The following is a 21,064-nucleotide window of genomic DNA, read 5'->3' on the forward strand; positions in this document are numbered from 1 at the left end:
TCTTGTCCTACAAACATCATAGGCCGGGAGAAGGAGAATATTTATCTCTGTTTCGTTGCGCAGAAAGTCATTTGCAGATAAAAAATCTGCATAAACATAAAAACAAGGTTGTTTTGTCTCATGCGCAAACTGGACCGTACCGATATCGGCATTCTCAATAGCCTGCAAGAGAACGCCCGCATCACCAACGCCGACCTGGCCCGTTCGGTGAACCTGTCGCCAACCCCCTGCTTCAACCGCGTCAGGGCCATGGAGGAACTGGGGCTGATCCGCGAGCAGGTGACCCTGCTCGATGCCGACCTCCTGGGCCTGCACGTCAACGTGTTCATCCACGTCAGCCTGGAGAAACAGGTGGAAGAGGCCCTGCAGCACTTCGAAGAGGCCATCTCCGATCGTCCGGAAGTGATGGAGTGCTACCTGATGGCCGGTGACCCGGACTACCTGATTCGCGTGCTGGTGCCCAGCATCCAGTCCCTGGAGCGCTTCATGATGGACTTTCTGACCAAGGTGCCCGGGGTGGCCAATATCCGCTCCAGCTTCGCCCTCAAGCAGGTGCGCTACAAGACTGCGTTGCCGCTGCCGGCCAATGGCCTGACCCTGGGCACCTGAGGCTCAGGCCGGGACGTCCTGCCATAACCGATCGAGTTCCTTGAAGTCCCAGTCGCCGGGGGCTTCACGGGCGATGATGCGTTCGCGTCCCTTGACCTTGGCCAGGTCCACCACGCTCTGTTCCAGGGGCAGGTTGGAGCGGGTGGAGAAGAACACCTTGACCTTGGGGGTCAGCAACGCATCCGGGTGTTGCTCCAGCACCACCGCCAGGCGCCCGCTCTCCAGGCGCACCAGGGAGCCCACCGGGTAGATCCCGACACTCTTGACGAAGGCCTGGAACACCCGCTGGTCGAAGTGGCCGGTCCAGGTGGACATGCGCTGGATCGCCTCGGCCGGGTCCCAGCCGCGGTTGTAGGGGCGGTTGGAAGTTACCGCGTCATAGACGTCGCAGACCGCGCCCATCTGCGCGAACAGGCTGATCTGCTCGCCCTTCAGGTGGTGCGGATAACCCGAGCCGTCGGCCTTTTCATGGTGGTGCAGGCACACATCCAGCACCAGGGCATCCACCGCACCGTTCTGGCGCAGGATGCTGCCGCCAGCCTCGGGGTGCAGCTTGACCTGTTCGAACTCGCTGTCCGACAGCTTCTGCGGTTTGTTGAGGATGGCATCGGGGATGGTCAGCTTGCCCACGTCGTGCAGCAGCCCGGCCACCCCGGCCAGTCGCACGAAGTGTTCCGACAGGCCCAGTTGGCGAGCAGTGGCCAGCATCAGCGCGCACACCGCCACCGAGTGCATGTAGGTGTAGTCGTCGGCGCGTTTGAGTCGGGCCAGGCTGATCAGGGCGTGGGGATGGCGCAGCAGCGAATCGGTGATCATGCCCACCAGCTCGTTGACCTGTTGCACCTGGATCACCTGGCCCATGCGTACTTCCTGGAACATGTCCATCACCGCCTGGCGTGAATGGGCACAGACCTTGATGGCCCGTTGCAGCTCCTCGCCCATGCTGGCCCGCGGCGCAGTCGTTGGGGCGGCGACAGGCGAGGGTGGTTCGGGCGCGGGTGGCGGGGTCGCTTGCCGCTCGCCAGGTTCGGGCAGGTCGCGGCCCTTGGCCGAGTCGATCCACAAGCCGCTCAGGTTCGAGCGTTGCAGGCGCCGCAGGTCTTCACGGCTGTTGAGGACGAAACCGGCTTTCCAGAACGAGTGGTCCAGCCAGGAACCACAGAACTGGTGGATGTACATGCCCATTTGCAGTTGTTGCAGCGAGATCAATTTCAGCATCACCAGTACTCCCCACGGGGCGCTCGACTCTCCCCGCTGCAACGGCTGGACGGCAGCCGTTGCAGCGGAGAACTGCGGATCACACGAGCGTTTTTACCCACGCGTTTCGCTAAGGCCCCACGACACGCGTCACAGGGCGAAGCGTGCCACCAGCTTGTTCAGACCCACCGCCAGGGACGACAGTTCGCTGCTGGCCAGGGAGGTCTGGCTGGCGGCGGACGAGCTCTGCAACGCCAGGTCGCGGATGCTCATCAGGTTCTGGTCCACCGAGCGGGCCACCTGGGCCTGTTCTTCCGAGGCGGTGGCGATCATCAGGTTGCGCTCGTTGATGTCGCTGATGGCTTCGGTGATATGGCCGATGGCACTGCCGGCCTCGTGGGCGATGGCCAGGGTCTGGTTGGCGTCCTCGCTGCTCTGCTGCATGGACAGCATGGCCTTGCTCGAGCCGTTCTGGATGCCTTGGATCATCTGCTCGATTTCCTGGGTCGACAACTGGGTGCGATGGGCCAGGGCCCGCACCTCGTCGGCCACCACGGCAAAGCCGCGACCTTGCTCGCCGGCACGGGCCGCCTCGATGGCGGCGTTGAGGGCCAGCAGGTTGGTCTGCTCGGCGATGGCGCGGATCACGTCCAGGACCTTGGTGATGTCCTGGGCCTGCTGGGCCAGGCCGGCCATTTCCACCCGGGTGTTCTCCACGGTGCCGGTGAGCTTCTCGATGGCATGGATGGTCTGCTCGACCCGCTCCTTGCCCAGGCCCGCCGAGCGTTCCGAGGCCTGGGTCGATTGCGAGGCGGATACCGCGTTGCGCGCCACTTCCTCCACTGCCGCGGTCATCTCGTTGACTGCCGTGGCGGCCTGGTCGGTCTCCATGCTCTGTTGCTGGATGCCGGCGTTGGATTCACGGGTGATGGCGCTCATCTCCTCGGCGGCCGAGGCCAGTTGGGTCGAGGAGTCGCTGATATGGCGGATGGTCGACTTGAGGCTGTCGAGCATGGCCTGGGTCGCTGCCTGCAGATCGGTCAGTTCGTCATGCCCGCTGACCTCCACCTGGGTGCGCAGGTCGCCCTCGGCGATCTTGCGAGTGCTGGCCAGCAACGACAGCACGGGCCGGGTCACGCTGCGGGTGAACAGGGTGGCGATCAAGATGGTCAGCACGATGGCCAGGATGATGATCACCCAGGTCACGGTCAGGCCGGTGCTGAACTGGTCGCCGGCGATCACGGCGGATTGCCCGGCCCCGCTTTCGTTGATGCGAATCAGCTCCTCGATGGACGCTTGCAGGGTGTTGGCCAGAGGCACCGTGATCTGGTTGATGTAGTCGGCGGTCTGCTGGGCGGTGTTGGTCTGGGTGGAGTTGATCATCACCGCCAGCTTGTCGAGGTAGTCCTGGGCGCCACGCTTGACCTGTTCGTAGGCAGCTTTCTCCTCGGGGCCGGACACCAGCGGTTCATAGTCCTTGATGGCCTGGGCCAGGGTGGTCTTCAGGGTGCCCAGCTTGTCCAGCGAAGCGGGTTTCTGGTTGTCTCCCTCAGTGGCGTAGTGCAGGGCCTCCAGGCGGACCCGCAAGGTGCCGGATTCGATTTTCGCGGCTTGGCGGACGCTGGGCATCCAGTTGGTTTGCAAGTCCAGCGCGGCGTCGTGAATCTGTCCCATCTTCCACAGTGCCAGCCCCCCGAGGCCAATCAGTAGTACGCAGATGGCGCCGAAGCTCAGCAGCGCCCTGGAAGTCAGCTTCAAGTTTCTTGTCACCATAGAGGCACCTTGCAGGTTGGAGTGATACAGCCAGGTTTGTGTCGACTCCTTGTCGCCCTGATATCACTCTGACTCCTAAATGATGAAAAATCTGTAGAGATGTTAAAAAATATTTCTGTAAACGATTCTCCGTTTCACCCAGCGCGCCAACGCCCCGCAAACCGGGCGATGCGTCCTGGCAGGCACACCGCGGATGCAGGTTCTGCGACTCGTGCCGAGCCATACACGGCCCCTGGTTTGACTCCCATCAACGCGCCTTTTGCGCTTTTGCGCCATGCTGGGCGCCTGTCCAATGGAGAAGGAAAAGGCCCATGACTACGCCTGTGACAACGGCGCCCGCGGCCAAGGCCGCATTACCAATTGGATTGCTGATCGCCGTGCTGGCCATGATCGGCGTGTTGTTCCTGCCGCTGCCCGCCGACCTGCCCGTGGCGGGGCACCGGATGCTGGCGATCCTGGCATTCGCGGTGGTGGTGTGGATCAGCGAAGCGGTGTCCTACGAGGCCAGCGCGATCATGATCACCGCCCTGATGGCGATCCTCATCGGCACCGCACCGACCTTGAACGACCCCGGCCAACTGTATGGCAGCTCGGCGGCCATCAGCCTGGCCCTGACCGGGTTTTCCAACTCGGCCCTGGCCCTGGTGGCCGGCGCCTTGTTCATCGCCGCCGCCATGACCCACACCGGCCTGGACCGGCGCATCGCCCTGGTAACCCTGGCCCGGGTCGGCACCAGTACCCGGCGCATCCTCCTGGGTGCCATCGCCGTGACCATCCTCCTCAGCCTGCTGGTGCCCAGCGCCACCGCCCGCAGCGCCTGCGTGGTGCCGATCATGATGGGAGTGATCGCCGCGTTCGGCGTCGACAAGCGCTCGAACATCGCCGCCGGGCTGATGATCGTGGTGGCCCAGGGCACCAGTATCTGGAACGTCGGGATCCAGACCGCCGCCGCACAGAACCTTTTGACCGTAGGATTCATGGACAAGATGCTCGGCCACCGCGTGGCCTGGCTCGACTGGCTGATCGCCGGAGCGCCCTGGGCGCTGATCATGTCCCTGGTGCTGTTGTATCTGGTGCTCAAGATGCTGCCCCCGGAGAGCGACAGCATTCCCGGCGGCAAGGAGGCGGTGGCCAGGTCCCTGGCGGATATCGGCCCCATGACCGGGCCGCAGAAGCGCCTGCTGGCGGTGTCGCTGCTGTTGCTGCTGGCCTGGTCCACCGAAGGCAAGCTGCACCCGTTCGACACCACGACCACCACCTACGCCGGGCTGGTGTTCCTGCTGCTGCCACGGATCGGCATCATGACCTGGAAGGATGTGCAGTCGCGCATTCCCTGGGGCACGGTGATCGTCTTCGGGGTCGGCATCAGCCTCGGTTCGGCGCTGCTCAGTACCCAGGCCGGGCAATGGCTGGGCACTCAGGTGGTGGCCCACACCGGGCTGGACCAGGTCGGCCCGCTGGCGGTCTTCGCTATCCTCGGCGCCTTCCTGATCCTGATCCACCTGGGGTTCGCCAGCGCCACGGCACTGACCTCGGCCTTGCTGCCGATCCTCATCGCGGTGCTGCAGACCCTGCCGGGCGAGTTCAGCCGGCTGGGCATGACCATGCTCCTGGGGTTCGTGGTCAGCTACGGCTTCATCCTGCCGATCAACGCCCCGCAGAACATGGTGTGCCTGGGCACCGAGACCTTCACCGCGCGCCAGTTCGCCAAGGTCGGGCTGGTGGTGACGCTGGTCGGCTACCTGCTGATGCTGGTGTTCGCCATGACCTGGTGGAAATGGCTGGGCTGGCTGTAGGCCCGGAGCGGGGCAGGGCTGGCGCTACAGCCAGCCGCTGAACACCCGGGTCACGCTACCGGCCAGGCGCACCTTGCCCTGGCCGTCCCAGCTCACGCTCACCGGTCCGCCGTCGCACAGCACCGTCACCTGGTTGTCCAGCAGGCCCCGGCGGATGCCGTTGACCACTGCGCCGCAGGAGCAGGAACCGGAACCCAGGGGAATGCCGCCGTGGCGTTCCCAGATCCGCAGGCGAATGGTCTGGCGGTCGATGACCTGGATGAAATGCACGTTGGTCTGGTGTACGAACAGCGGATGGGTCTCGATCGCCGGTCCAAGGCTGGCGATGTCCAACTGCTGCAGGTCGTCGACGAAAAAACTGCAATGCGGATTGCCCATGCTGCACGCCGCCGGTTCCCCCGGCAGCGGCAGGCGCAGGCTGTCCAGCTCCCGGGCCAAGGGAATGTCCTGCCAGGCGAGCCCGGGAACGCCCATCTCCACCGACACGCTGTGGTCGGCCAGGCGCTGGCAGTCTTGAATGCCGCGGGCGGTCTTCAGGCGCAGCGAGCTGGCGCCGCTTTCGCGCAGCAACAGCTCGGCGGCACCCCGGGTGGCACTGCCGCAGGCATCGAGGCTGGAACCATCGGCATTGAAGAAGGTCAGTTGCGCCGCGCTCTCGCGACAATCGCCCAGCACCACCAGTTGATTGAAACCTATGCCACGTTGCCGGTCGCCCAAGGCCCTGGCGCGTTCGGCGGTGATCGGCTGGCCGCGACCGCGGGCGTCGATCACCACGAAATCGTCGCCATTGGCATGCATCTTCACGAAATTAAGCGGCATTTATGCTCCACAGGGATAGGACAAGATAGGCAACCAGGCCAGGATCGAACAGTCAGCGGCACCCGTCGCCATCCGTTGCAGGATTTCGAAAAAACTCCGGCGACGCCAGCGTCTTGAAATAAAATTCACCCAACGTACTCCAGGCGTGCCTGGGCCCGGGGGTTTATGGCAGGCTGGCGGTCACACCACCCGCGTCGACCTTCCCGGTACGGACCAGAACAACACTAAGGTCACTGCATGGATCACTACGCCCCGCGCAACTGGCAGCCCCACGAAAAGCCCAGCTTGCCCGGCTCGCCCTCGACACCGCTGCACCCCACCCACAAGCGCCTGGCTTATGCGCTAGTGGGCCTTTTGGTGGCCATCACCGGTGGGCTGGGCAACTCCCTGGTGATCGCCAACCTGCCGTACCTGCAAGGCGCCCTGGGGGCCACCAGCGCGGAAATGGCCTGGTTGCCGGCCGCCTATGTCATGACCAACGTGTCGATGAACCTGCTGCTGGTGAAATTCCGCCAGCAGTTCGGCCTGCGGGCCTTCACCGAGGTGTTCCTGGTGCTCTATGCCCTGGTGACCTTCGGCCACCTGTTCGTCAACGACCTGAGCTCGGCCATCGCCGTGCGTGCGGCCCACGGCATGGTGGGTGCGGCCTTGAGCTCGCTGGGCCTGTACTACATGGTCCAGGCCTTCCCGGCCAAATGGCGGCTCAAGGCCCTGGTGCTGGGGCTGGGCACCTCGCAGCTGGCCTTGCCCCTGGCGCGGCTGTTCTCCGAAGACCTGCTGCAGATCGCCGAATGGCGTGGCCTGTACCTGTTCGAGCTGGGCTTGGCCCTGGCTTCCCTGGGCTGCGTGTTCATGCTCAAGCTGCCGCCCGGCGATCGCTTTCGCACCTTCGAGAAACTCGACTTCCTGACCTTCGCCTTGCTCGCCACCGGCGTGGCGCTGTTGTGCGCAGTGCTGTCCCTGGGGCGCATCGACTGGTGGCTGGAGGCTCCGTGGATCGGCTACGCCAGCGCCGCCTCGATCCTGCTGATCTTCGCTGGCCTGTGCATCGAACATAACCGCAGCAACCCGATGCTGATGACCCGCTGGCTGGGCAGCGGGGCGATGATCCGCCTGGCCCTGGCGGTGATCCTGATCCGCATGGTGCTCTCGGAGCAGTCCACCGGCGCGGTGGGTTTCCTCCAGGCGCTGAACATGAGCAGTGAACAGATGCGCCTGCTTTACGGGGTGATGCTGCTGGGCAGCATTGCGGGGCTGGCCACCAGCGCCTTGACCATCAACCCGGCGCACCTGTTCATGCCCCTGGTCATTTCCCTGGCGCTGATGGCCGTCGGTTCGGTGATGGACAGTTTCTCCAGCAACCTCACGCGCCCGGCCAACATGTACATCAGCCAGTTCCTGCTGGCTTTCGGCGGTACGTTCTTCCTTGGCCCGACCATGGTCCTGGGCACCCGCAACGTGCTGACCAACCCGCGCAACCTGGTGAGCTTCTCGGTGCTGTTCGGCATCTGCCAGAACCTCGGCGGGCTGATCGGCTCGGCCCTGCTGGGGACCTTCCAGATCGTGCGCGAGAAATACCATTCCAGCTTCATCGTCGAGCAGCTGACCTTGCTCGACCCCCAGGTCCTGGCCCGGGTGCAGAGCGGCGCGGCGGCCTATGGCAAGGTCATCGCCGACCCTGACCTGCGCACCCTGCAAGGCATGCGCAGCCTGACTTCGGCGGCCACCCGCGAAGCCAACGTGATGGCCTACAACGATGTATTCATGCTGATCGCGGTGATCGCCGTGCTGACCATGATCTGGATCTTCATCCGCAGCCTGTGGCTGATGAGCACCACCAAGCCCGTCGCGCCCCAGCCTCCCGTCCAACCCAGTGGTGCCCCTTCTTCATGAGCGAAACCGTCAATCCCACCACCAATGCCATCGCCTCGAGCCCCGAGCCCAATGGCCCGCCGACCATTCCCGCCACCGAGCCACGGCCGTTGGCGGTGCGGATCATCTCGTCCCTGGGATTCGCCGCGATCGCCATCGTCGGCGTGCTGATCGTGCTCTACGCCTGGCAGCTGCCGCCGTTTTCCAGCGCCATCGAAAGCACCGAGAACGCCCTGGTGCGCGGCCAGGTGACGATCATCGGGCCGCAGCTCAGCGGTTATGTGTTCGAAGTACCGGTGCAGGATTTCCAGCACGTCAAGACCGGCGACCTGCTGGTGCGCCTGGATGACCGCATCTACCAGCAGCGCCTGGACCAGTCACTGGCCCAGTTGGCGGTGCAGAAGGCCTCCCTGGCCAATAACCTGCAACAGCGCAACAGTGCCGAAGCCACCATCAAGCTGCGCCAGGCGGCCCTGGCCGACAGCCAGGCCCAGGCGCGCAAGAGCGCCGCGGACCTGTCGCGCAACGAGGCGCTGATCGCCGATGGTTCGGTGTCCCGGCGTGAGCTGGACGTGACCCGCGCCGCCAATGCCCAGACCGTGGCGGCGGTGGCCCAGGCCCAGGCCCAGCTGGAAATCGCCCGCCAGGACCTGCAGACCGTGATCGTCAATCGCGGTTCCCTGGAGGCGGCGGTGGCCAATGCCGAAGCGGCGGTGCAACTGGCGCGGATCGACCTGTCCAACACCCGGATCCTCGCCCCGCGCGATGGCCAGCTGGGGCAGATCGGCGTGCGCCTGGGGGCCTACGTCAACTCAGGGGCGCAGTTGATGGCCCTGGTGCCGGACCAGTTGTGGGTGATCGCCAACATGAAGGAAACCCAAATGGACAACATCCGGCTGGGGCAGCCGGTGAGCTTCACTGTGGATGCGCTGAACCACCGCAAGTTCACCGGCAAGGTGCAGCTGATCTCGCCGGCCACCGGCTCGGAATTCGCCTTGCTGCAGGCGGACAACGCCACCGGCAACTTCGTCAAGATCGCCCAGCGAGTGCCGGTGCGGATCACCGTCGACCCTGACCAGCAAGAGCTGGATCGCCTACGCCCGGGGTTGTCGGTGGTGGTCAGCATCGACACCTCCGTCACCCCCTAGCGCTACCGTCCTATAGCCGCTGTCGAGCCCGCGAGGCTGCGCACGAGAACGCAGTCCTCGCCAAACCGGCCGCTGCATTCCATCTGGATAATTGCGGTGCCTGTTTCCACGGGCGCTGCGCGCCCGGTCGCAGCCGCGCTGGCGCTGGACGGCGGCTACAAAGGCGGTTCAGGCTTGCAGCGGCGGTAGGGTGCCCAACAGGGCGACGGCCGCCACGGCCGCGATGCCCAGCAACCACTCCAGGCCCACGCTGCGGCGCAGGCTGTCCAGGCGCTGGTCGCAGCCCCGGGTGCGCAAGCGATTGAACAGGGCCAGGGCCAGCATGCCGGCCACCAGCAGGGCTTTCACCAACAGCACCAGGGCGAAACCGCTGAACAGCGGAGTCGGCCACCATTGGCCAGTGAGCATCCGTACGTTGACCAGGCCGCTGGCCAGCAGGCCCGCCACCAGCACGTAGCCCACACCGCTGAAGCGCCGCAACAGCGGCTCCATGGACGCCTGCGGCTGGCGCAGGACCATCAGCAATACCAGCAAACCGCCCAGCCACAGGCCGACGCAGCCCAGGTGGACGATCTGGTTGAGAATCAGCAATTGCCCCTTGAGGCCATCGAACATGGCGCCGTGGCCCACCGGGGCCAGGGTGCCCAGGAGCAGGGCGGCCAGCCCCAGGCGCAACGGCAGGGAACGGCCCAGGGGTGTCAGCAGCAGGCCCAGCAACACCAGGTTGAGCGCCAGGTGCCAGGTCCAGACCTGGCCGAAGAACGTCTTGCCCAGCACCAGCCAAACTGTCGCCGGGTCCAGGGCGGCGGACCAGGCCCCGGCCATGCTGGCGCTGATCAGCAGCAACCAACCCAGAGCGCTGGCCAGGCCGACCAGGGTCAGCCCGCGAGCCACGCGGTCCAGCCGCTGCTGCACGACTTCATGGCCTCGGCCCAGCAGCAACGGGCGCAAGCCCCAGGCCCCGACCAGGGTCAGGATCGCGGCGAAATGCACGAAGCGGCACAGCACCAGCCATGACGCCATGGGTTACGGGCTCACCTTGAAGCTGTAGCTGCCTTCGCTCTTGTGGGTGTCCACCGACACGGCGTGCCATTGCACCTTGTAGCTGCCGGCCGGCAGCGGAGCGCTGGCGGGGGTGACGACCAGGGTCTTCTTGTCCGCGCCTTCGGTGGCCAGGCCCTTGAGCGCGACGGGGGCGCCGTCTTTGCTCAGCTCGACCTTGGTGAAGGCCGCTTCCACGCCCTCGCTGAACTCCAGGCGCAGCTCGCTGGGGGCGCTGGCGCTGCTGTCGGCGGCGGGCGTGGTGGTTTTCAGGTGGGCGTGGGCCAGTGCCGAGCCGGTGGCCAGCAGGCAGGTGAGGAGGGCGGAGGTGGTGCAGAGTGTTTTCAACGACATGGCAGGTTACCTGTAGAAAAGCCAGGGAGCCGGCGCCGCTGGGGCGCCGGTATGGTTCAAGCGTCTTGCAACTGCATGTGGATGATGGGGTACGGCTTGCCTTCACCATCGGTTTCCGAGCGACCGTAGTCGACGAAACCATAGTGACGGTAGAAGCCATGGGCCTGGGGGTTCTGTTCGTTGACATCGACCTTCAGGCCCGGCTGCCGGACCTGGTCCAGCAACTGGCGGCCGATGCCCTGGCCACGCTGGGCCGGTTCGATGAACAGCATCTGCACGGTGTCGTCGCCAATGGCGATGAAGCCGCCGGGCGTGGCATCGGGGTTCTCCCAGACCAGCACTTGCAGGGCCGGCAGGTAGCTGTCGCGTATCAGCGGGTAGAGGCGCTGGATGTCGTCTTCGCTGATGAAGTCATGGGTGGCGCGTACCGAACGCTCCCAGAGCGCGGTAAGCAAGGCGTCGTCCGCAGCGACGCGAGGGCGAATCTTCATGGGGATGATCCATCTTGGTAACTGATTAGATGGCCGGCGGTAGGGTAGGGCCGGCATTTGGGCAGAGACCTGTATGCCCGTGTCGCGAATCAACGCTTGGACGGAGCACTGCAGTGACGGCTGCAAATGAGCGGGAGGCCGATCCTACCCAATGATGCCCGCCAGCGAAACCCCGAAGGCGTCTTTAATGCCGCATGGGCAAGAGCCCCAGCTCGACCAGCTTGGCATCGGTCGTTGCGATTTTCTGCAGATGTTGTGCATTGCCTTCATCCATTACGTCGGGGCATGTGACGATGATGCTGCCTTGGGCCGGGGTTGGGCGCAGTTCATCCACCTGGGGGAAATCCTGCGCCGACAAGGGCTGGGGGCAGTAGCCGATCCAGCCGACGGTTTGCCGGTCTGCGAAGGTTCGTTGCCGGCGGTAGTAAGCGTTGGGGGCCACCACGCCCCAGGCGATCTCCGGCCAGAAATCAAGCGCCGTGCTGATCAGCTCCACCAAGCCTTGCCGCGGATTTTGCAAGCAGCGGACCAAGGTCCCGGCGTCGGAAAACTCGAGGCCCGTGGGCAGCGAACCTCTGTGCCTTGCGTGGTACTTGAGTGAAAGCCCGCCTTTGAGCGGGTCGGATATCCCGTTCCAGAGCACAAAGCTCATGTCATTGATGGCGAAGTCCTCATCCTTCCAGGACTGCACTTCGCGGACAAAGCTGGCCTCGTCCAGCAGCACCTCATGCTCCAGGCCCTTGTTGCGGCTGTCAGCGCACAAGAACCAGTGCCTGAGGACAGGGTCGATCCTGCCGATCTCTCGCAAGAAGCCAAGGCTTCTCTGGATCTGGAGGTGCTCCGGGACTTGAGCGATTTTCTGCCTGTCGAAACTCAAATTGAAATTGAAGCGCTTGAATTCGTCCATGAGGTCTCCGTAAGGATGCTCCCTGCCTTTTGGGGCAAAGCGTTGTCGCGTCAATCGCTGGGCGGCGAGTCGTCTCCTCGGCCCAGGGTACGGGTGGGCCGCGCCAGGGCGTGATTTAACATGAAATGGCGAGCTGGGTGTGGCTCCCATGAATCAGCCGCCACGTTGATGCAGGCATGGCACTGGCACCGGCGATCCGCGTTGTTTCTAGCGGGCAAGCAAGCCGGTTTTCTCGGCAGTGCTTGAGTTAGAAGTGCGCTTAGCAGGGTGCTAGTCTTGCCGCAGACTGTTTTGGTAGGAGCCCTCATGGGCAATCACAAGATCGAGATTCGTCGCAACAACGTGGAAAAGATCCTCCTGGGGGCCGAGAAAGTCTTCGCCGAAAAGGGTTACGCCGGCACCGCCATGGCCGACATCGCCGAAGAGGTGCAACTGCCGCGTTCCAACCTGCATTACTACTTCAGCACCAAGCACGAACTCTACAGCGCGGTGCTGTTGGACCTGCTGGACGTGTGGAAGCAGGACGCCCTATGCTTCGAGATGTTCGACGACCCGCGGGTGGTGCTCAGCAGCTATATCCGCGCCAAGATGCAGCATTCGCGCAGCCGCCCCCACGGCTCCAAGGTCTGGGCCAACGAGATCATGCATGGCGCGCCAAGCCTGGGCACCGCGTTGGACGAGAGCCTGTACGACTGGGCAAAGATGAAGGAAGCCAAGATCCGCCAATGGGTCGACGACGGGCGGATCCTTGCGGTGGAACCCTCGGCGCTGCTGTACCTGATCTGGGCCTCGACCCAGCATTACGCCGACTTCGACCACCAGGTGAACATCCTCAACGACCACCAGCCGCTGTCGGATCTGCAATTCGAACGGGCGGTGCAGACCGTCACCAGCGTGATCCTGCGCGGCATCGGCCTGGAACCATAGAGGCAGCGGCAAGCGGCAAGTGAAAGCAAGCTTCAAGCTAGGAGCTTGAAGCTTGCGACTTGCTGCTTAGAACTTGCCGCTTGTAGCTGCTTCCTCGCGGTGAGGGTTGCGGGGGTCGTGCAGCCAGTCGAGGAATGGCTTGCCGGTCTGCTGCGGCACCATCTCGATGCAATCCTGCACCGGGCACGTGATCTGGCACAGGTTGCAGCCCACGCATTCGTCGTCGATCACCTCATATTTATGGGTGCCGTCCGCTTGCCTGAGGCTGGCAATCGCCTGGTGCGAAGTGTCTTCGCAGGCAATATGACAACGGCCGCAACCGATGCAGGCCTCCTGGTCAATTTTCGCGATCACCTGGTAGTTGATATCCAGGTACTTCCAGTCCGTGGTGTTGCCCACCGCCCGCCCGGAGAAGTCCTGCAGGCGGTGGTAGCCCTGGCTGTCCATCCACCGCGAGAGGCCATCCTGCATCTCTTCGACAATACGAAAGCCATGCAGCATCGCCGCCGTGCACACCTGCACCGCGCCGCAGCCCAGGGCCACGAATTCCGCGGCATCGCGCCAGCTGCCGATACCGCCGATGCCGCAGATCGGCAGGCCACGGGTCTGTGGGTCACGGGCGATCTCGGCCACCATGTTCAGGGCGATCGGCTTGACCGCCGAGCCGCAGTAGCCACCGTGGGTGCTCTGGCTGCCCACCATCGGGTGGGCCACCATGCGCTCCAGATCGACGCTGGTGATGGAGTTGATGGTGTTGATCAACGACACCGCATCGGCCCCGCCACGGTGGGCGGCGCGGGCCGACTGGCGGATGTCGGTGATGTTCGGCGTCAGCTTGACGATCACCGGCAGCGAGCAGTACGTCTTGCACCAGCGGGTCACCTGCTCGACGTACTCCGGCACCTGGCCCACCGCCGCGCCCATGCCGCGTTCCGGCATGCCGTGGGGGCAGCCGAAGTTCAGCTCGATGCCATCGGCGCCGGTGGCCTCCACCAGCGGCAGGATGTGTTTCCACGAATCCTCGACGCAAGGCACCATCAGCGAAACGATCAGCGCCCGGTCCGGCCAATCCTTCTTCACCTGGGTGATTTCCCTGAGGTTGATCTCCAGGGAGCGGTCGGTGATCAGCTCGATGTTGTTGATCCCCAGCACCTCGCGGTTGGCGCCGAAATGCGCCGAGTAGCGCGACGACACGTTGACCGCCGCCGGGTCTTCGCCGAGGGTTTTCCAGACCACGCCGCCCCAGCCCGCCTCGAAGGCGCGGACCACGTTGTAGGCCTTGTCGGTGGGCGGCGCGGAGGCCAGCCAGAACGGGTTGGGCGCCTTGATTCCTGCGAACACAATCGACAGATCGGCCATCACGCAGCCTCCACGTTGAGCATGAGTTGAGCATGCATGGCCTCGGCGGCCAGCTTGCCGTGCTGCACGGCCTGGACGGTGAGGTCCTGGCCGAGGCTGGTGCAGTCGCCACCGGCGTAGACTCCGGGAATGCTGGTGCGCAGTTGCTCGTCCACGGCGATGCGTTCGCCGCTGCGCTTGAGCTCCCGGGCCAGCGGATCGTCCAGGCTGGCGCTGTCGAACGCCTGGCCGATGGCCTTGAAGATCGCGTCGGCGGCCAGCTCGAAGGTTTCGCCGGTGGTGTGCAGGCGACCCTCCACCAGTTGGGTCCGGGCAAAGCGCATGCCGCGCACCCGGCCCTGGTCGTCCAGCAATACCTGTTCGGGAGCGGCCCAGGTCAGCAACCGCACCTGGTTGGCCTTGGCGATGTCCTGCTCATGGCCGGTGGCGCCCATGTCCGCGGCGCCACGGCGGTACACCAGATTGACGTCGCGGGCACCGAGGCGGGCCATCTGCACCGCCATGTCGATGGCGGTATTGCCGGCGCCGATGACGATGCAGCGCTCGGCCAGGGGCAACTGGCCAAGGTCGTCGGCCTGGCGCAGCTCGCGGATGTAGTCGGTGGCCGCCAGCAGCCCGGGGGCGTCCTCGTGCTCCAGGCCCAGGCGCTTGCTGGCCGCCAGGCCCAGGCCGAGGAATACCGCATCGAACTCTTGGTGCAGTTCGCTCAGGCTCAAGTTGTCGCCCAGTACCTGGCCATGGCGGATCTCGATGCCGCCGACGTCGAGCAGGAACTCCAGTTCACGCTGGGCGAAATCGTCCACCAGCTTGTACTTGGCGATCCCGTATTCGTTGAGGCCCCCGGCTTTTTCCCGGGCCTCGAAGATCACCACCTCATGGCCGTGCAAGGCGCTGCGGTGGGCGCAGGACAGCCCGGCCGGGCCGGCGCCGACCACGGCGATACGCTTGCCGGTGGCGGCGGCGCGCTGGAACGGATGCTGGCTGAACTGCGCGTTGTCCAGGGCGTAGCGCTGCAGTTGGCCGATCAGCACCGGCGCGCATTCCTGGGCGTTGTTGCGCACGCAAGCCTGCTGGCACAGGACCTCGGTGGGGCAGACCCGGGCGCAGCTGCCGCCGAGGATATTCGCCGCGAGGATCTTCTGCGCCGCGCCCTGCACGTTGTCGGTGTGGATGTGGCGGATGAACGAGGGGATGTCGATCTCGCTGGGGCAGGCGTTGACGCAGGGCGCGTCGTAGCAGTACAGGCAGCGCGAAGCTTCCAGCTGCGCCTGGCGTGGGGTCAGGGGTGGCGCCAGGTCGCTGAAATGCTCGGCGAGGGTGACGCCGTCCAGGGTCGGACGGGGCAAGTGGTTCAGGGTCTGGATCACGGTTCTGGCCTCAGGTTTTTTTATCGAATGCCTCTGATGGGCATTGTTTTTCAGCGATGGAGCGGTTATCGCGCTGACCTCTGATTCGCTGCCGGTTTCTGTAGCCCCAGCGAGGTTTCGATCGGCAACGCAGTTGCCGCAAAACCTGCGCTTGCGGTGCGCCAGGTAGAACGCGATAGCCGGGTTACGGCCGCTTCGTCGGACTGCCGCCCAACCCGATCGCAGCCTCGCCAAGGCTCGGCAGCGGCTGCAGGGCGACAGGTTCAGCGTTTGACGGCGGTCGGCTTGTGGGCTTCGGCGCGCTTGTTCAGCAGGTCGAACACCGTCGGGTAGGGCGGGCGCTCGACGTAGCGCCCGGCGCCGCGCTCGGCCCGCAGGTCGCCGTCGGCCCACACCAGCCGGCCCTGGCTGATGGTGTGGCTGGGGATGCCGCGCACGGTCTTGCCTTCGAAGATGTTGAAGTCCACCTGCTGGTGGTGGGTCTTGGCGGAAATGGTCCGGGTGCCGGCCGGGTCCCACAGCACCAGGTCGGCATCGGCGCCGACGCGGATCGCCCCCTTGCGCGGGTAGAGGTTGAAGATCTTGGCGGTGTTGGTGGAGGTCAGGGCGACGAACTCCTGCATCGACAGGCGCCCGCTGTTGACCCCTTCGTCCCACAGCACGGCCATGCGGTCCTCGATGCCGGCGGTGCCGTTGGGGATCTTGCTGAAGTCCTCGCGCCCGGCGGCCTTCTGCTCGGCGCAGAAGCAGCAATGGTCGGTGGCGGTGGTGTGCAGGTTGCCCGATTGCAGGCCATGCCACAGCGCCTCCTGGTGGCCGCGCGGGCGAAAGGGCGGGCTCATCACGTAGCCGGCGGCGGTCTGCCAGTCCGGGTCGCGGTACACGCTGTCGTCCAGCAGCAGGTGCCCGGCCAGCACTTCGCCATAGACCGGCTGGCCCTGGGCCCGGGCATAGGTGATTTCATCCAGGGCCTCGCGGGTGGACACGTGCACCAGGTACAGCGGCGTGCCCAGGGTCTGGGCGATGCGGATCGCCCGGCTGGCGGCTTCGCCCTCCACCTGGGATGGCCGCGACAGTGGATGGGCTTCCGGCCCGGTGATGCCCTGGGCCAGCAGCTTGCGCTGCAGGTGATACACCAGCTCGCCATTCTCGGCGTGCACCGTGGGCACTGCGCCCAGTTCCAGGCAGCGCTCGAAGCTGGCCACCAGGGTGTCGTCGGCGGCCATGATGGCGTTCTTGTAGGCCATGAAATGCTTGAAGCTGTTGACCCCGTGATGCCGTACCAGCTCGGCCATCTCCTCGCGCACCTGTTCGCTCCACCAGGTCACGGCCACATGGAATCCGTAGTCGCTGGCCGATTTCTCGGCCCAGCCGCGCCACTGGTGGAAGGCCTCCAGCAGCGATTGCTGAGGGTTGGGAATCACGAAGTCGATGATCGAGGTGGTGCCGCCGGCCAGGCCCGCCGCCGTCCCGCTGAAGAAGTCCTCGCTGGCCACGGTGCCCATGAAGGGCAGTTGCATGTGGGTGTGGGGATCGATGCCGCCGGGCATCAGGTACTGGCCGCTGCCGTCGAGCACTTCGCAGCCTGCGGGAATGTCCAGGTGAGCGCCGATGGCTCTAATCAGGCCCTCTGCGCACAAGACATCGGCTTTATAACTTTCATCATGGGTAATAACGGTGGCGCCACGGATCAACAGAGACATTCCGAGTTCCTCGCAGGCATGACCGACTGTTTGCCGGTTCTAACTTTTTTATTGAACGCACTGACAACTAAACAATCCTGTCAGCGGTGTCAGGATTAAACGCTAGTCTCACTTTGAAGAAACATCAAGAATATTTTTTATAAGCTTATATTGAATGTAACTAGTTGAAATTTAACGATAAAAATATAAATCCCAGAAATCGTGCAGGCGTTCACCATTTTGACTCACTTGACAGGATCGAAGAATAGTCGAGATTTTCCATGTCCTATCAGCGGCTTGAATAGGTACGAGAACGAATCGGATATCGTTGCTGAAAGTGCGGTGCACCTATTTGGGTCTTGATCTAAGTGGCAACTTGCCAGCTACCTTGCCTGAGTGGCCTGGCAACTAACCTGAGACCTGAAAGTTATTTGAATAAAGCTGAGTTACATCAGTTGCTTACATGGATTCCATCAACTGGTCGGTCACGAACCTGGGCTCACCGGCACACTTATTGAGTGCCGCCACGGATCGTCACGCCGGAGGGTGGAAGTCGTCAGTTCTCCGGCCATCGTCCGGCGCCCGATCCAGGGATCGCTGGCCGATGAGCACAATAACCAGAACAACAGTGGAGCGGCCATGCAACAGATCAGATCCCAGGTGACCGAGCGCGCCGGCTTGTACGAGCTGGACGCCGGCAGCGACGTGCTCGACAGCCCCCGTTACAACCACGACATCGCCCCGACCAAGGTCCAGGAACGCACCTGGAACAAGTGGCACATCACCGCGCTGTGGATCGGCATGTCGATCTGCGTGCCGACCTACACCCTGGGCGGGGTGCTCACTGCCTACTTCGGCCTGAGTGTCGGCGAGGCGCTGCTGGCGATCCTCTTGGCCAATGTCGTGGTGCTGTTGCCCCTGACCCTCAATGCCTTCGCCGGCACCAAGTACGGCATTCCGTTCCCGGTGCTGCTGCGCTCGTCGTTCGGCATCATCGGCTCCAACGTGCCGTGCCTGATCCGCGCCCTGGTGGCCTGTGGCTGGTTCGGCATCCAGACCCTGTTCGGCGGCCTGGCCATCCACCTGTTCCTTGGCTCGATCTTTCCGGATTGGAAGGCCCTGGGCGGCACCGGCGAGGTGATCGGCTTCATGCTGTTCTGGACCCTCAACCTGTGGGTGGTACTGCGCGGTGCGGAATCGATCAAATGGCTGGAGACCTTGTCGGCGCCGCTGTTGGTGGCGGTGGGCATCGGGTTGCTGCTATGGGCCTTGCCCAGCGTATCGCTCGGTGAGTTGCTGGCGATCCCGCCCAAGCGTCCCGAAGGCGCCAGCGTCACCGGCTACTTCATGGCCGGGCTGACGGCCATGGTCGGTTTCTGGGCCACCTTGTCGCTGAACATCCCGGACTTCAGCCGCTACGCCAAGAGCCAGAAGGACCAGGTGCTGGGGCAGATCTTCGGCCTGCCGCTGACCATGTTCCTGTTCGCCGCCCTGGGAGTGGTGATGACCGCGGCCTCGGCCAAGCTGGTGGGGGTCACGGTCTCCGACCCGGTGAGCCTGATCGGGCATATCCAGAGCCCGGGCTGGGTGGCCGTGGCCATGGCGCTGATCATCATCGCCACGCTGTCGACCAACACCGCGGCCAACATCGTCTCGCCCACCAACGACTTCCAGAACATCGCCCCCAAGCTGATCGGCCGCACCACGGCGGTGATCCTCACCGGCCTGGTAGGGCTGGCGCTGATGGGCCACGAACTGCTCAAGAAGCTCGGCCTGCTGGTGTCCGACGTGAGCCTGGAAACCGTGTATTCCAACTGGCTGCTGGGCTACTCCAGCCTCCTGGGGCCGATTGCCGGGATCATGGTAGTGGACTACTTCATCATTCGCAGGCAACGCCTGGACCTGGCCGGGTTGTACCGCGACGACGTGTACCCGGCGTGGAACTGGCACGGCTTCATCGCCTTCGCCATCCCGGTGGCGCTGACCCTGATGTCGCTGGGCAGCAGTGCCTTCAACTGGTTCTACAGCTACGGCTGGTTCACCGGTTCGGCCCTGGGCGGGCTCATCTACTACGGCCTGTGCAACCTGCGCAGCCCGCAGGGCGTGAGCGCCAAGACGCCGGTGTGATGCATTGAGAGCATCGCGGGCAAGTCGCATCGCCGCCCGCTCGCTCCTGCAGGGAACGCGGGGCTTGTTCACAAACAATCCACCAGACACCACAGCACTCAAGACGAGCACGACCTTGTCGACCACAACCAGAAAAGCCTGAGGAGATCACCATGAACGCTGCCGTCGACGTTCTGCAATCCAGCCATCAGCACATCAACCGCGACCGCCTGTGGCAGTCGCTCATGGAGCTGGCCCGGCTCGGCGCCACGGTCAAGGGCGGGGTCTGCCGCCTGGCCCTGACCGACCTCGACCGCCAGGCCCGTGACCTGTTCGTCACCTGGTGCGAGGAGGCCGGGTGCACGGTCAGCGTGGACGGCATCGGCAACATCTTCGCCCGCCGCCCCGGGCGCAACCCGCAGTTGCCTCCGGTGATGACCGGCAGCCATATCGACACCCAGCCCACCGGGGGCAAGTTCGATGGTTGCTTTGGCGTGCTGGCGGGGCTTGAGGTGTTGCGCACCCTCAACGACCTCAAGCTGGAAACCGAGGCCCCCCTGGAAGTGGTGGTGTGGACCAACGAGGAAGGCTCGCGCTTCCCGCCGTGCATGATGGGCTCCGGGGTGTTCGCCGAGAAATTCACCCTGCAGGACACCCTGGCCAGGACCGATGCCGAGGGCATGAGCGTCGGCGCGGCGCTGAACGCCATCGGCTACGCCGGCACGCGCCAGGTCAGCGGGCATCCGGTGGGGGCCTACTTCGAGGCGCATATCGAGCAGGGGCCGATTCTTGAAGACGAGCGCAAGACCATCGGCGTGGTGCTCGGCGCCCTCGGGCAGAAGTGGTTCGACCTCAAGCTGCGCGGGGTCGAGGCCCATGCCGGTCCGACCCCGATGCACCTGCGCAAGGACGCCCTGGTCGGTGCTGCTGCGGTGGTGGCGGCGGTCAACCGTGCGGCCCTCGGCCATCAACCCCACGCCTGCGGCACTGTCGGTTGCCTGCAGGCCTATCCGGGCTCGCGCAACGTGATTCCCGGCGAGGTGCGCATGACCCTGGACTTCCGTCACTTGGAGCCAGCGCGCCTGGACTCGATGATCGCCGAGGTGCGCCAGGTGATCGAATGCACGTGCGAGGAACACGGCCTGAGTTTCGAGCTGACCCCGACGGCGGACTTCCCGCCGCTGTACTTCCACAAGGTGTGCGTCGAGGCCGTGCGCGGCGCCGCCGAGGGCCTGGGCTTGTCGCACATGGACATCGTCAGTGGCGCCGGGCATGACGCGATCTTCGTCGCCGAACTGGGGCCGGCGGGGATGATCTTCGTGCCCTGCGAAGGCGGCATCAGCCACAACGAAATCGAGAACGCCGATCCCGACGACCTGGCCGCCGGCTGCGCGGTGCTGCTGCGCGCCATGCTCGCCGCCTCCCAGGCCATCAGCTTGAAATCCTGACTGCCGTTCCCGGCCTGCGAAGCTGCGTCCTCGTACGCAGCTTCGCAGGCTCAGCAGCGGCTACAGGTTTGCATGGGTGACGAACCTTTGGCAGACACTAAGCTAATTCCTAAAAATTATTTATTTTCTAATTATTAGATCAATTAGCTTTTAGTGACTGTCCTCTCC

Annotated in this window: 17 protein-coding genes; 7 read left to right on the top strand and 10 right to left on the bottom strand. The window is 64.4% G+C overall.

Annotation, left to right across the window (positions count from 1 at the left end):
- The first annotated feature begins 120 nt into the window (after positions 1-120).
- Positions 121-609: a Bkd operon transcriptional regulator BkdR gene (gene bkdR, locus I9018_RS12125; RefSeq protein ID WP_068584458.1), complete on the top strand. Its 489-nt coding sequence runs from the start codon at positions 121-123 to the stop codon at positions 607-609.
- A 3-nt stretch (positions 610-612) separates the two neighbouring features.
- Here the strand turns inward: bkdR and I9018_RS12130 are convergent, their stop codons facing one another.
- Both I9018_RS12130 and I9018_RS12135 read right to left on the bottom strand, forming a co-directional pair.
- Positions 613-1,827, bottom strand: coding sequence for an HD-GYP domain-containing protein (locus I9018_RS12130; RefSeq protein WP_241109579.1), 1,215 nt, complete (start codon positions 1,825-1,827; stop codon positions 613-615).
- Between the two features lie 129 nt (positions 1,828-1,956).
- The gene (locus I9018_RS12135; protein ID WP_068584455.1) at positions 1,957-3,579 is read right to left on the bottom strand and encodes a methyl-accepting chemotaxis protein; all 1,623 of its coding nucleotides are present in this window, start codon (positions 3,577-3,579) and stop codon (positions 1,957-1,959) included.
- A 311-nt stretch (positions 3,580-3,890) separates the two neighbouring features.
- Between I9018_RS12135 and I9018_RS12140 the strand changes: the two genes are divergently transcribed.
- Complete coding sequence (locus tag I9018_RS12140) at positions 3,891-5,375, top strand: DASS family sodium-coupled anion symporter (RefSeq protein ID WP_241109580.1); 1,485 nt, start codon at positions 3,891-3,893, stop codon at positions 5,373-5,375.
- Positions 5,376-5,399: 24 nt separating this feature from the next.
- On the opposite strand, the gene dapF is transcribed toward I9018_RS12140, so the two are convergent.
- Positions 5,400-6,194, bottom strand: coding sequence for a diaminopimelate epimerase (dapF, locus tag I9018_RS12145; protein ID WP_241109581.1), 795 nt, complete (start codon positions 6,192-6,194; stop codon positions 5,400-5,402).
- 237 nt (positions 6,195-6,431) lie between these two features.
- Here dapF and I9018_RS12150 point away from each other — a divergent pair, with 237 nt between their 5' ends.
- Positions 6,432-8,087 carry an MFS transporter gene (locus I9018_RS12150; RefSeq protein ID WP_241109582.1) on the top strand — a complete coding sequence of 552 codons (1,656 nt, stop codon included), beginning with the start codon at positions 6,432-6,434 and terminating at the stop codon, positions 8,085-8,087.
- Complete coding sequence (locus tag I9018_RS12155; protein ID WP_241109583.1) at positions 8,084-9,214, top strand: HlyD family secretion protein; 1,131 nt, start codon at positions 8,084-8,086, stop codon at positions 9,212-9,214. Before I9018_RS12150 ends, I9018_RS12155 begins: the two co-directional genes overlap by 4 nt.
- 168 nt (positions 9,215-9,382) lie before the next feature.
- On the opposite strand, the gene copD is transcribed toward I9018_RS12155, so the two are convergent.
- The 4 genes from copD to I9018_RS12175 form a co-directional block, all read right to left on the bottom strand.
- Positions 9,383-10,237 (bottom strand): copper homeostasis membrane protein CopD, encoded by an 855-nt coding sequence (gene copD / locus I9018_RS12160; RefSeq protein WP_241109584.1) that lies wholly within the window; start codon positions 10,235-10,237, stop codon positions 9,383-9,385.
- A gap of 3 nt (positions 10,238-10,240) precedes the next feature.
- Positions 10,241-10,609 carry a copper homeostasis periplasmic binding protein CopC gene (copC, locus tag I9018_RS12165; RefSeq protein ID WP_068584439.1) on the bottom strand — a complete coding sequence of 123 codons (369 nt, stop codon included), beginning with the start codon at positions 10,607-10,609 and terminating at the stop codon, positions 10,241-10,243.
- 56 nt (positions 10,610-10,665) lie between these two features.
- Positions 10,666-11,100, bottom strand: a complete 435-nt coding sequence (locus I9018_RS12170; RefSeq protein ID WP_022643928.1) for a GNAT family N-acetyltransferase — start codon at positions 11,098-11,100, stop codon at positions 10,666-10,668.
- Between the two features lie 184 nt (positions 11,101-11,284).
- On the bottom strand, positions 11,285-12,007 hold the full coding sequence (locus tag I9018_RS12175; protein WP_241109585.1) for an Imm52 family immunity protein: 723 nt from the start codon (positions 12,005-12,007) through the stop codon (positions 11,285-11,287).
- A gap of 306 nt (positions 12,008-12,313) precedes the next feature.
- Here I9018_RS12175 and I9018_RS12180 point away from each other — a divergent pair, with 306 nt between their 5' ends.
- Positions 12,314-12,934 (top strand): TetR/AcrR family transcriptional regulator, encoded by a 621-nt coding sequence (locus I9018_RS12180; RefSeq protein ID WP_068584434.1) that lies wholly within the window; start codon positions 12,314-12,316, stop codon positions 12,932-12,934.
- A 66-nt stretch (positions 12,935-13,000) separates the two neighbouring features.
- Here I9018_RS12180 and preA read toward each other — a convergent pair whose 3' ends face one another.
- The 3 genes from preA to hydA form a co-directional block, all read right to left on the bottom strand.
- Positions 13,001-14,296 carry an NAD-dependent dihydropyrimidine dehydrogenase subunit PreA gene (gene preA, locus I9018_RS12185; RefSeq protein WP_241109586.1) on the bottom strand — a complete coding sequence of 432 codons (1,296 nt, stop codon included), beginning with the start codon at positions 14,294-14,296 and terminating at the stop codon, positions 13,001-13,003.
- Entirely contained in the window at positions 14,293-15,660 is a 1,368-nt protein-coding gene (locus I9018_RS12190) for an NAD(P)-dependent oxidoreductase (RefSeq protein WP_241109587.1), read from the bottom strand. Before I9018_RS12190 ends, preA begins: the two co-directional genes overlap by 4 nt.
- Positions 15,661-15,923: 263 nt before the next feature.
- On the bottom strand, positions 15,924-17,363 hold the full coding sequence (gene hydA / locus I9018_RS12195; protein WP_124346500.1) for a dihydropyrimidinase: 1,440 nt from the start codon (positions 17,361-17,363) through the stop codon (positions 15,924-15,926).
- Between the two features lie 618 nt (positions 17,364-17,981).
- Here hydA and I9018_RS12200 point away from each other — a divergent pair.
- Both I9018_RS12200 and I9018_RS12205 read left to right on the top strand, forming a co-directional pair.
- Positions 17,982-19,469, top strand: coding sequence for an NCS1 family nucleobase:cation symporter-1 (locus I9018_RS12200; protein ID WP_022643934.1), 1,488 nt, complete (start codon positions 17,982-17,984; stop codon positions 19,467-19,469).
- A 152-nt stretch (positions 19,470-19,621) separates the two neighbouring features.
- Positions 19,622-20,896 carry a Zn-dependent hydrolase gene (locus I9018_RS12205; RefSeq protein WP_241109588.1) on the top strand — a complete coding sequence of 425 codons (1,275 nt, stop codon included), beginning with the start codon at positions 19,622-19,624 and terminating at the stop codon, positions 20,894-20,896.
- Positions 20,897-21,064 lie beyond the last annotated feature (168 nt).

The sequence above is a fragment of the Pseudomonas sp. MPFS genome (assembly GCF_022537035.1).
GTDB classification, from domain to species: Bacteria; Pseudomonadota; Gammaproteobacteria; order Pseudomonadales; family Pseudomonadaceae; genus Aquipseudomonas; species Aquipseudomonas sessilinigenes.

Bases quoted from the DNA above. Each gene is read 5' to 3' on its own strand.
- I9018_RS12205 (WP_241109588.1), top strand. From the start codon at position 19,622: ATGAACGCTGCCGTCGACGTTCTGCAATCCAGCCATCAGCACATCAAC.
- hydA (WP_124346500.1), bottom strand. From the start codon at position 17,363: ATGTCTCTGTTGATCCGTGGCGCCACCGTTATTACCCATGATGAAAGT.
- I9018_RS12175 (WP_241109585.1), bottom strand. From the start codon at position 12,007: ATGGACGAATTCAAGCGCTTCAATTTCAATTTGAGTTTCGACAGGCAG.
- I9018_RS12140 (WP_241109580.1), top strand. From the start codon at position 3,891: ATGACTACGCCTGTGACAACGGCGCCCGCGGCCAAGGCCGCATTACCA.
- I9018_RS12135 (WP_068584455.1), bottom strand. From the start codon at position 3,579: ATGGTGACAAGAAACTTGAAGCTGACTTCCAGGGCGCTGCTGAGCTTC.
- I9018_RS12200 (WP_022643934.1), top strand. From the start codon at position 17,982: ATGCAACAGATCAGATCCCAGGTGACCGAGCGCGCCGGCTTGTACGAG.
- I9018_RS12180 (WP_068584434.1), top strand. From the start codon at position 12,314: ATGGGCAATCACAAGATCGAGATTCGTCGCAACAACGTGGAAAAGATC.
- I9018_RS12150 (WP_241109582.1), top strand. From the start codon at position 6,432: ATGGATCACTACGCCCCGCGCAACTGGCAGCCCCACGAAAAGCCCAGC.
- copC (WP_068584439.1), bottom strand. From the start codon at position 10,609: ATGTCGTTGAAAACACTCTGCACCACCTCCGCCCTCCTCACCTGCCTG.
- bkdR (WP_068584458.1), top strand. From the start codon at position 121: ATGCGCAAACTGGACCGTACCGATATCGGCATTCTCAATAGCCTGCAA.
- I9018_RS12170 (WP_022643928.1), bottom strand. From the start codon at position 11,100: ATGAAGATTCGCCCTCGCGTCGCTGCGGACGACGCCTTGCTTACCGCG.
- copD (WP_241109584.1), bottom strand. From the start codon at position 10,237: ATGGCGTCATGGCTGGTGCTGTGCCGCTTCGTGCATTTCGCCGCGATC.
- I9018_RS12130 (WP_241109579.1), bottom strand. From the start codon at position 1,827: ATGCTGAAATTGATCTCGCTGCAACAACTGCAAATGGGCATGTACATC.
- dapF (WP_241109581.1), bottom strand. From the start codon at position 6,194: ATGCCGCTTAATTTCGTGAAGATGCATGCCAATGGCGACGATTTCGTG.
- I9018_RS12155 (WP_241109583.1), top strand. From the start codon at position 8,084: ATGAGCGAAACCGTCAATCCCACCACCAATGCCATCGCCTCGAGCCCC.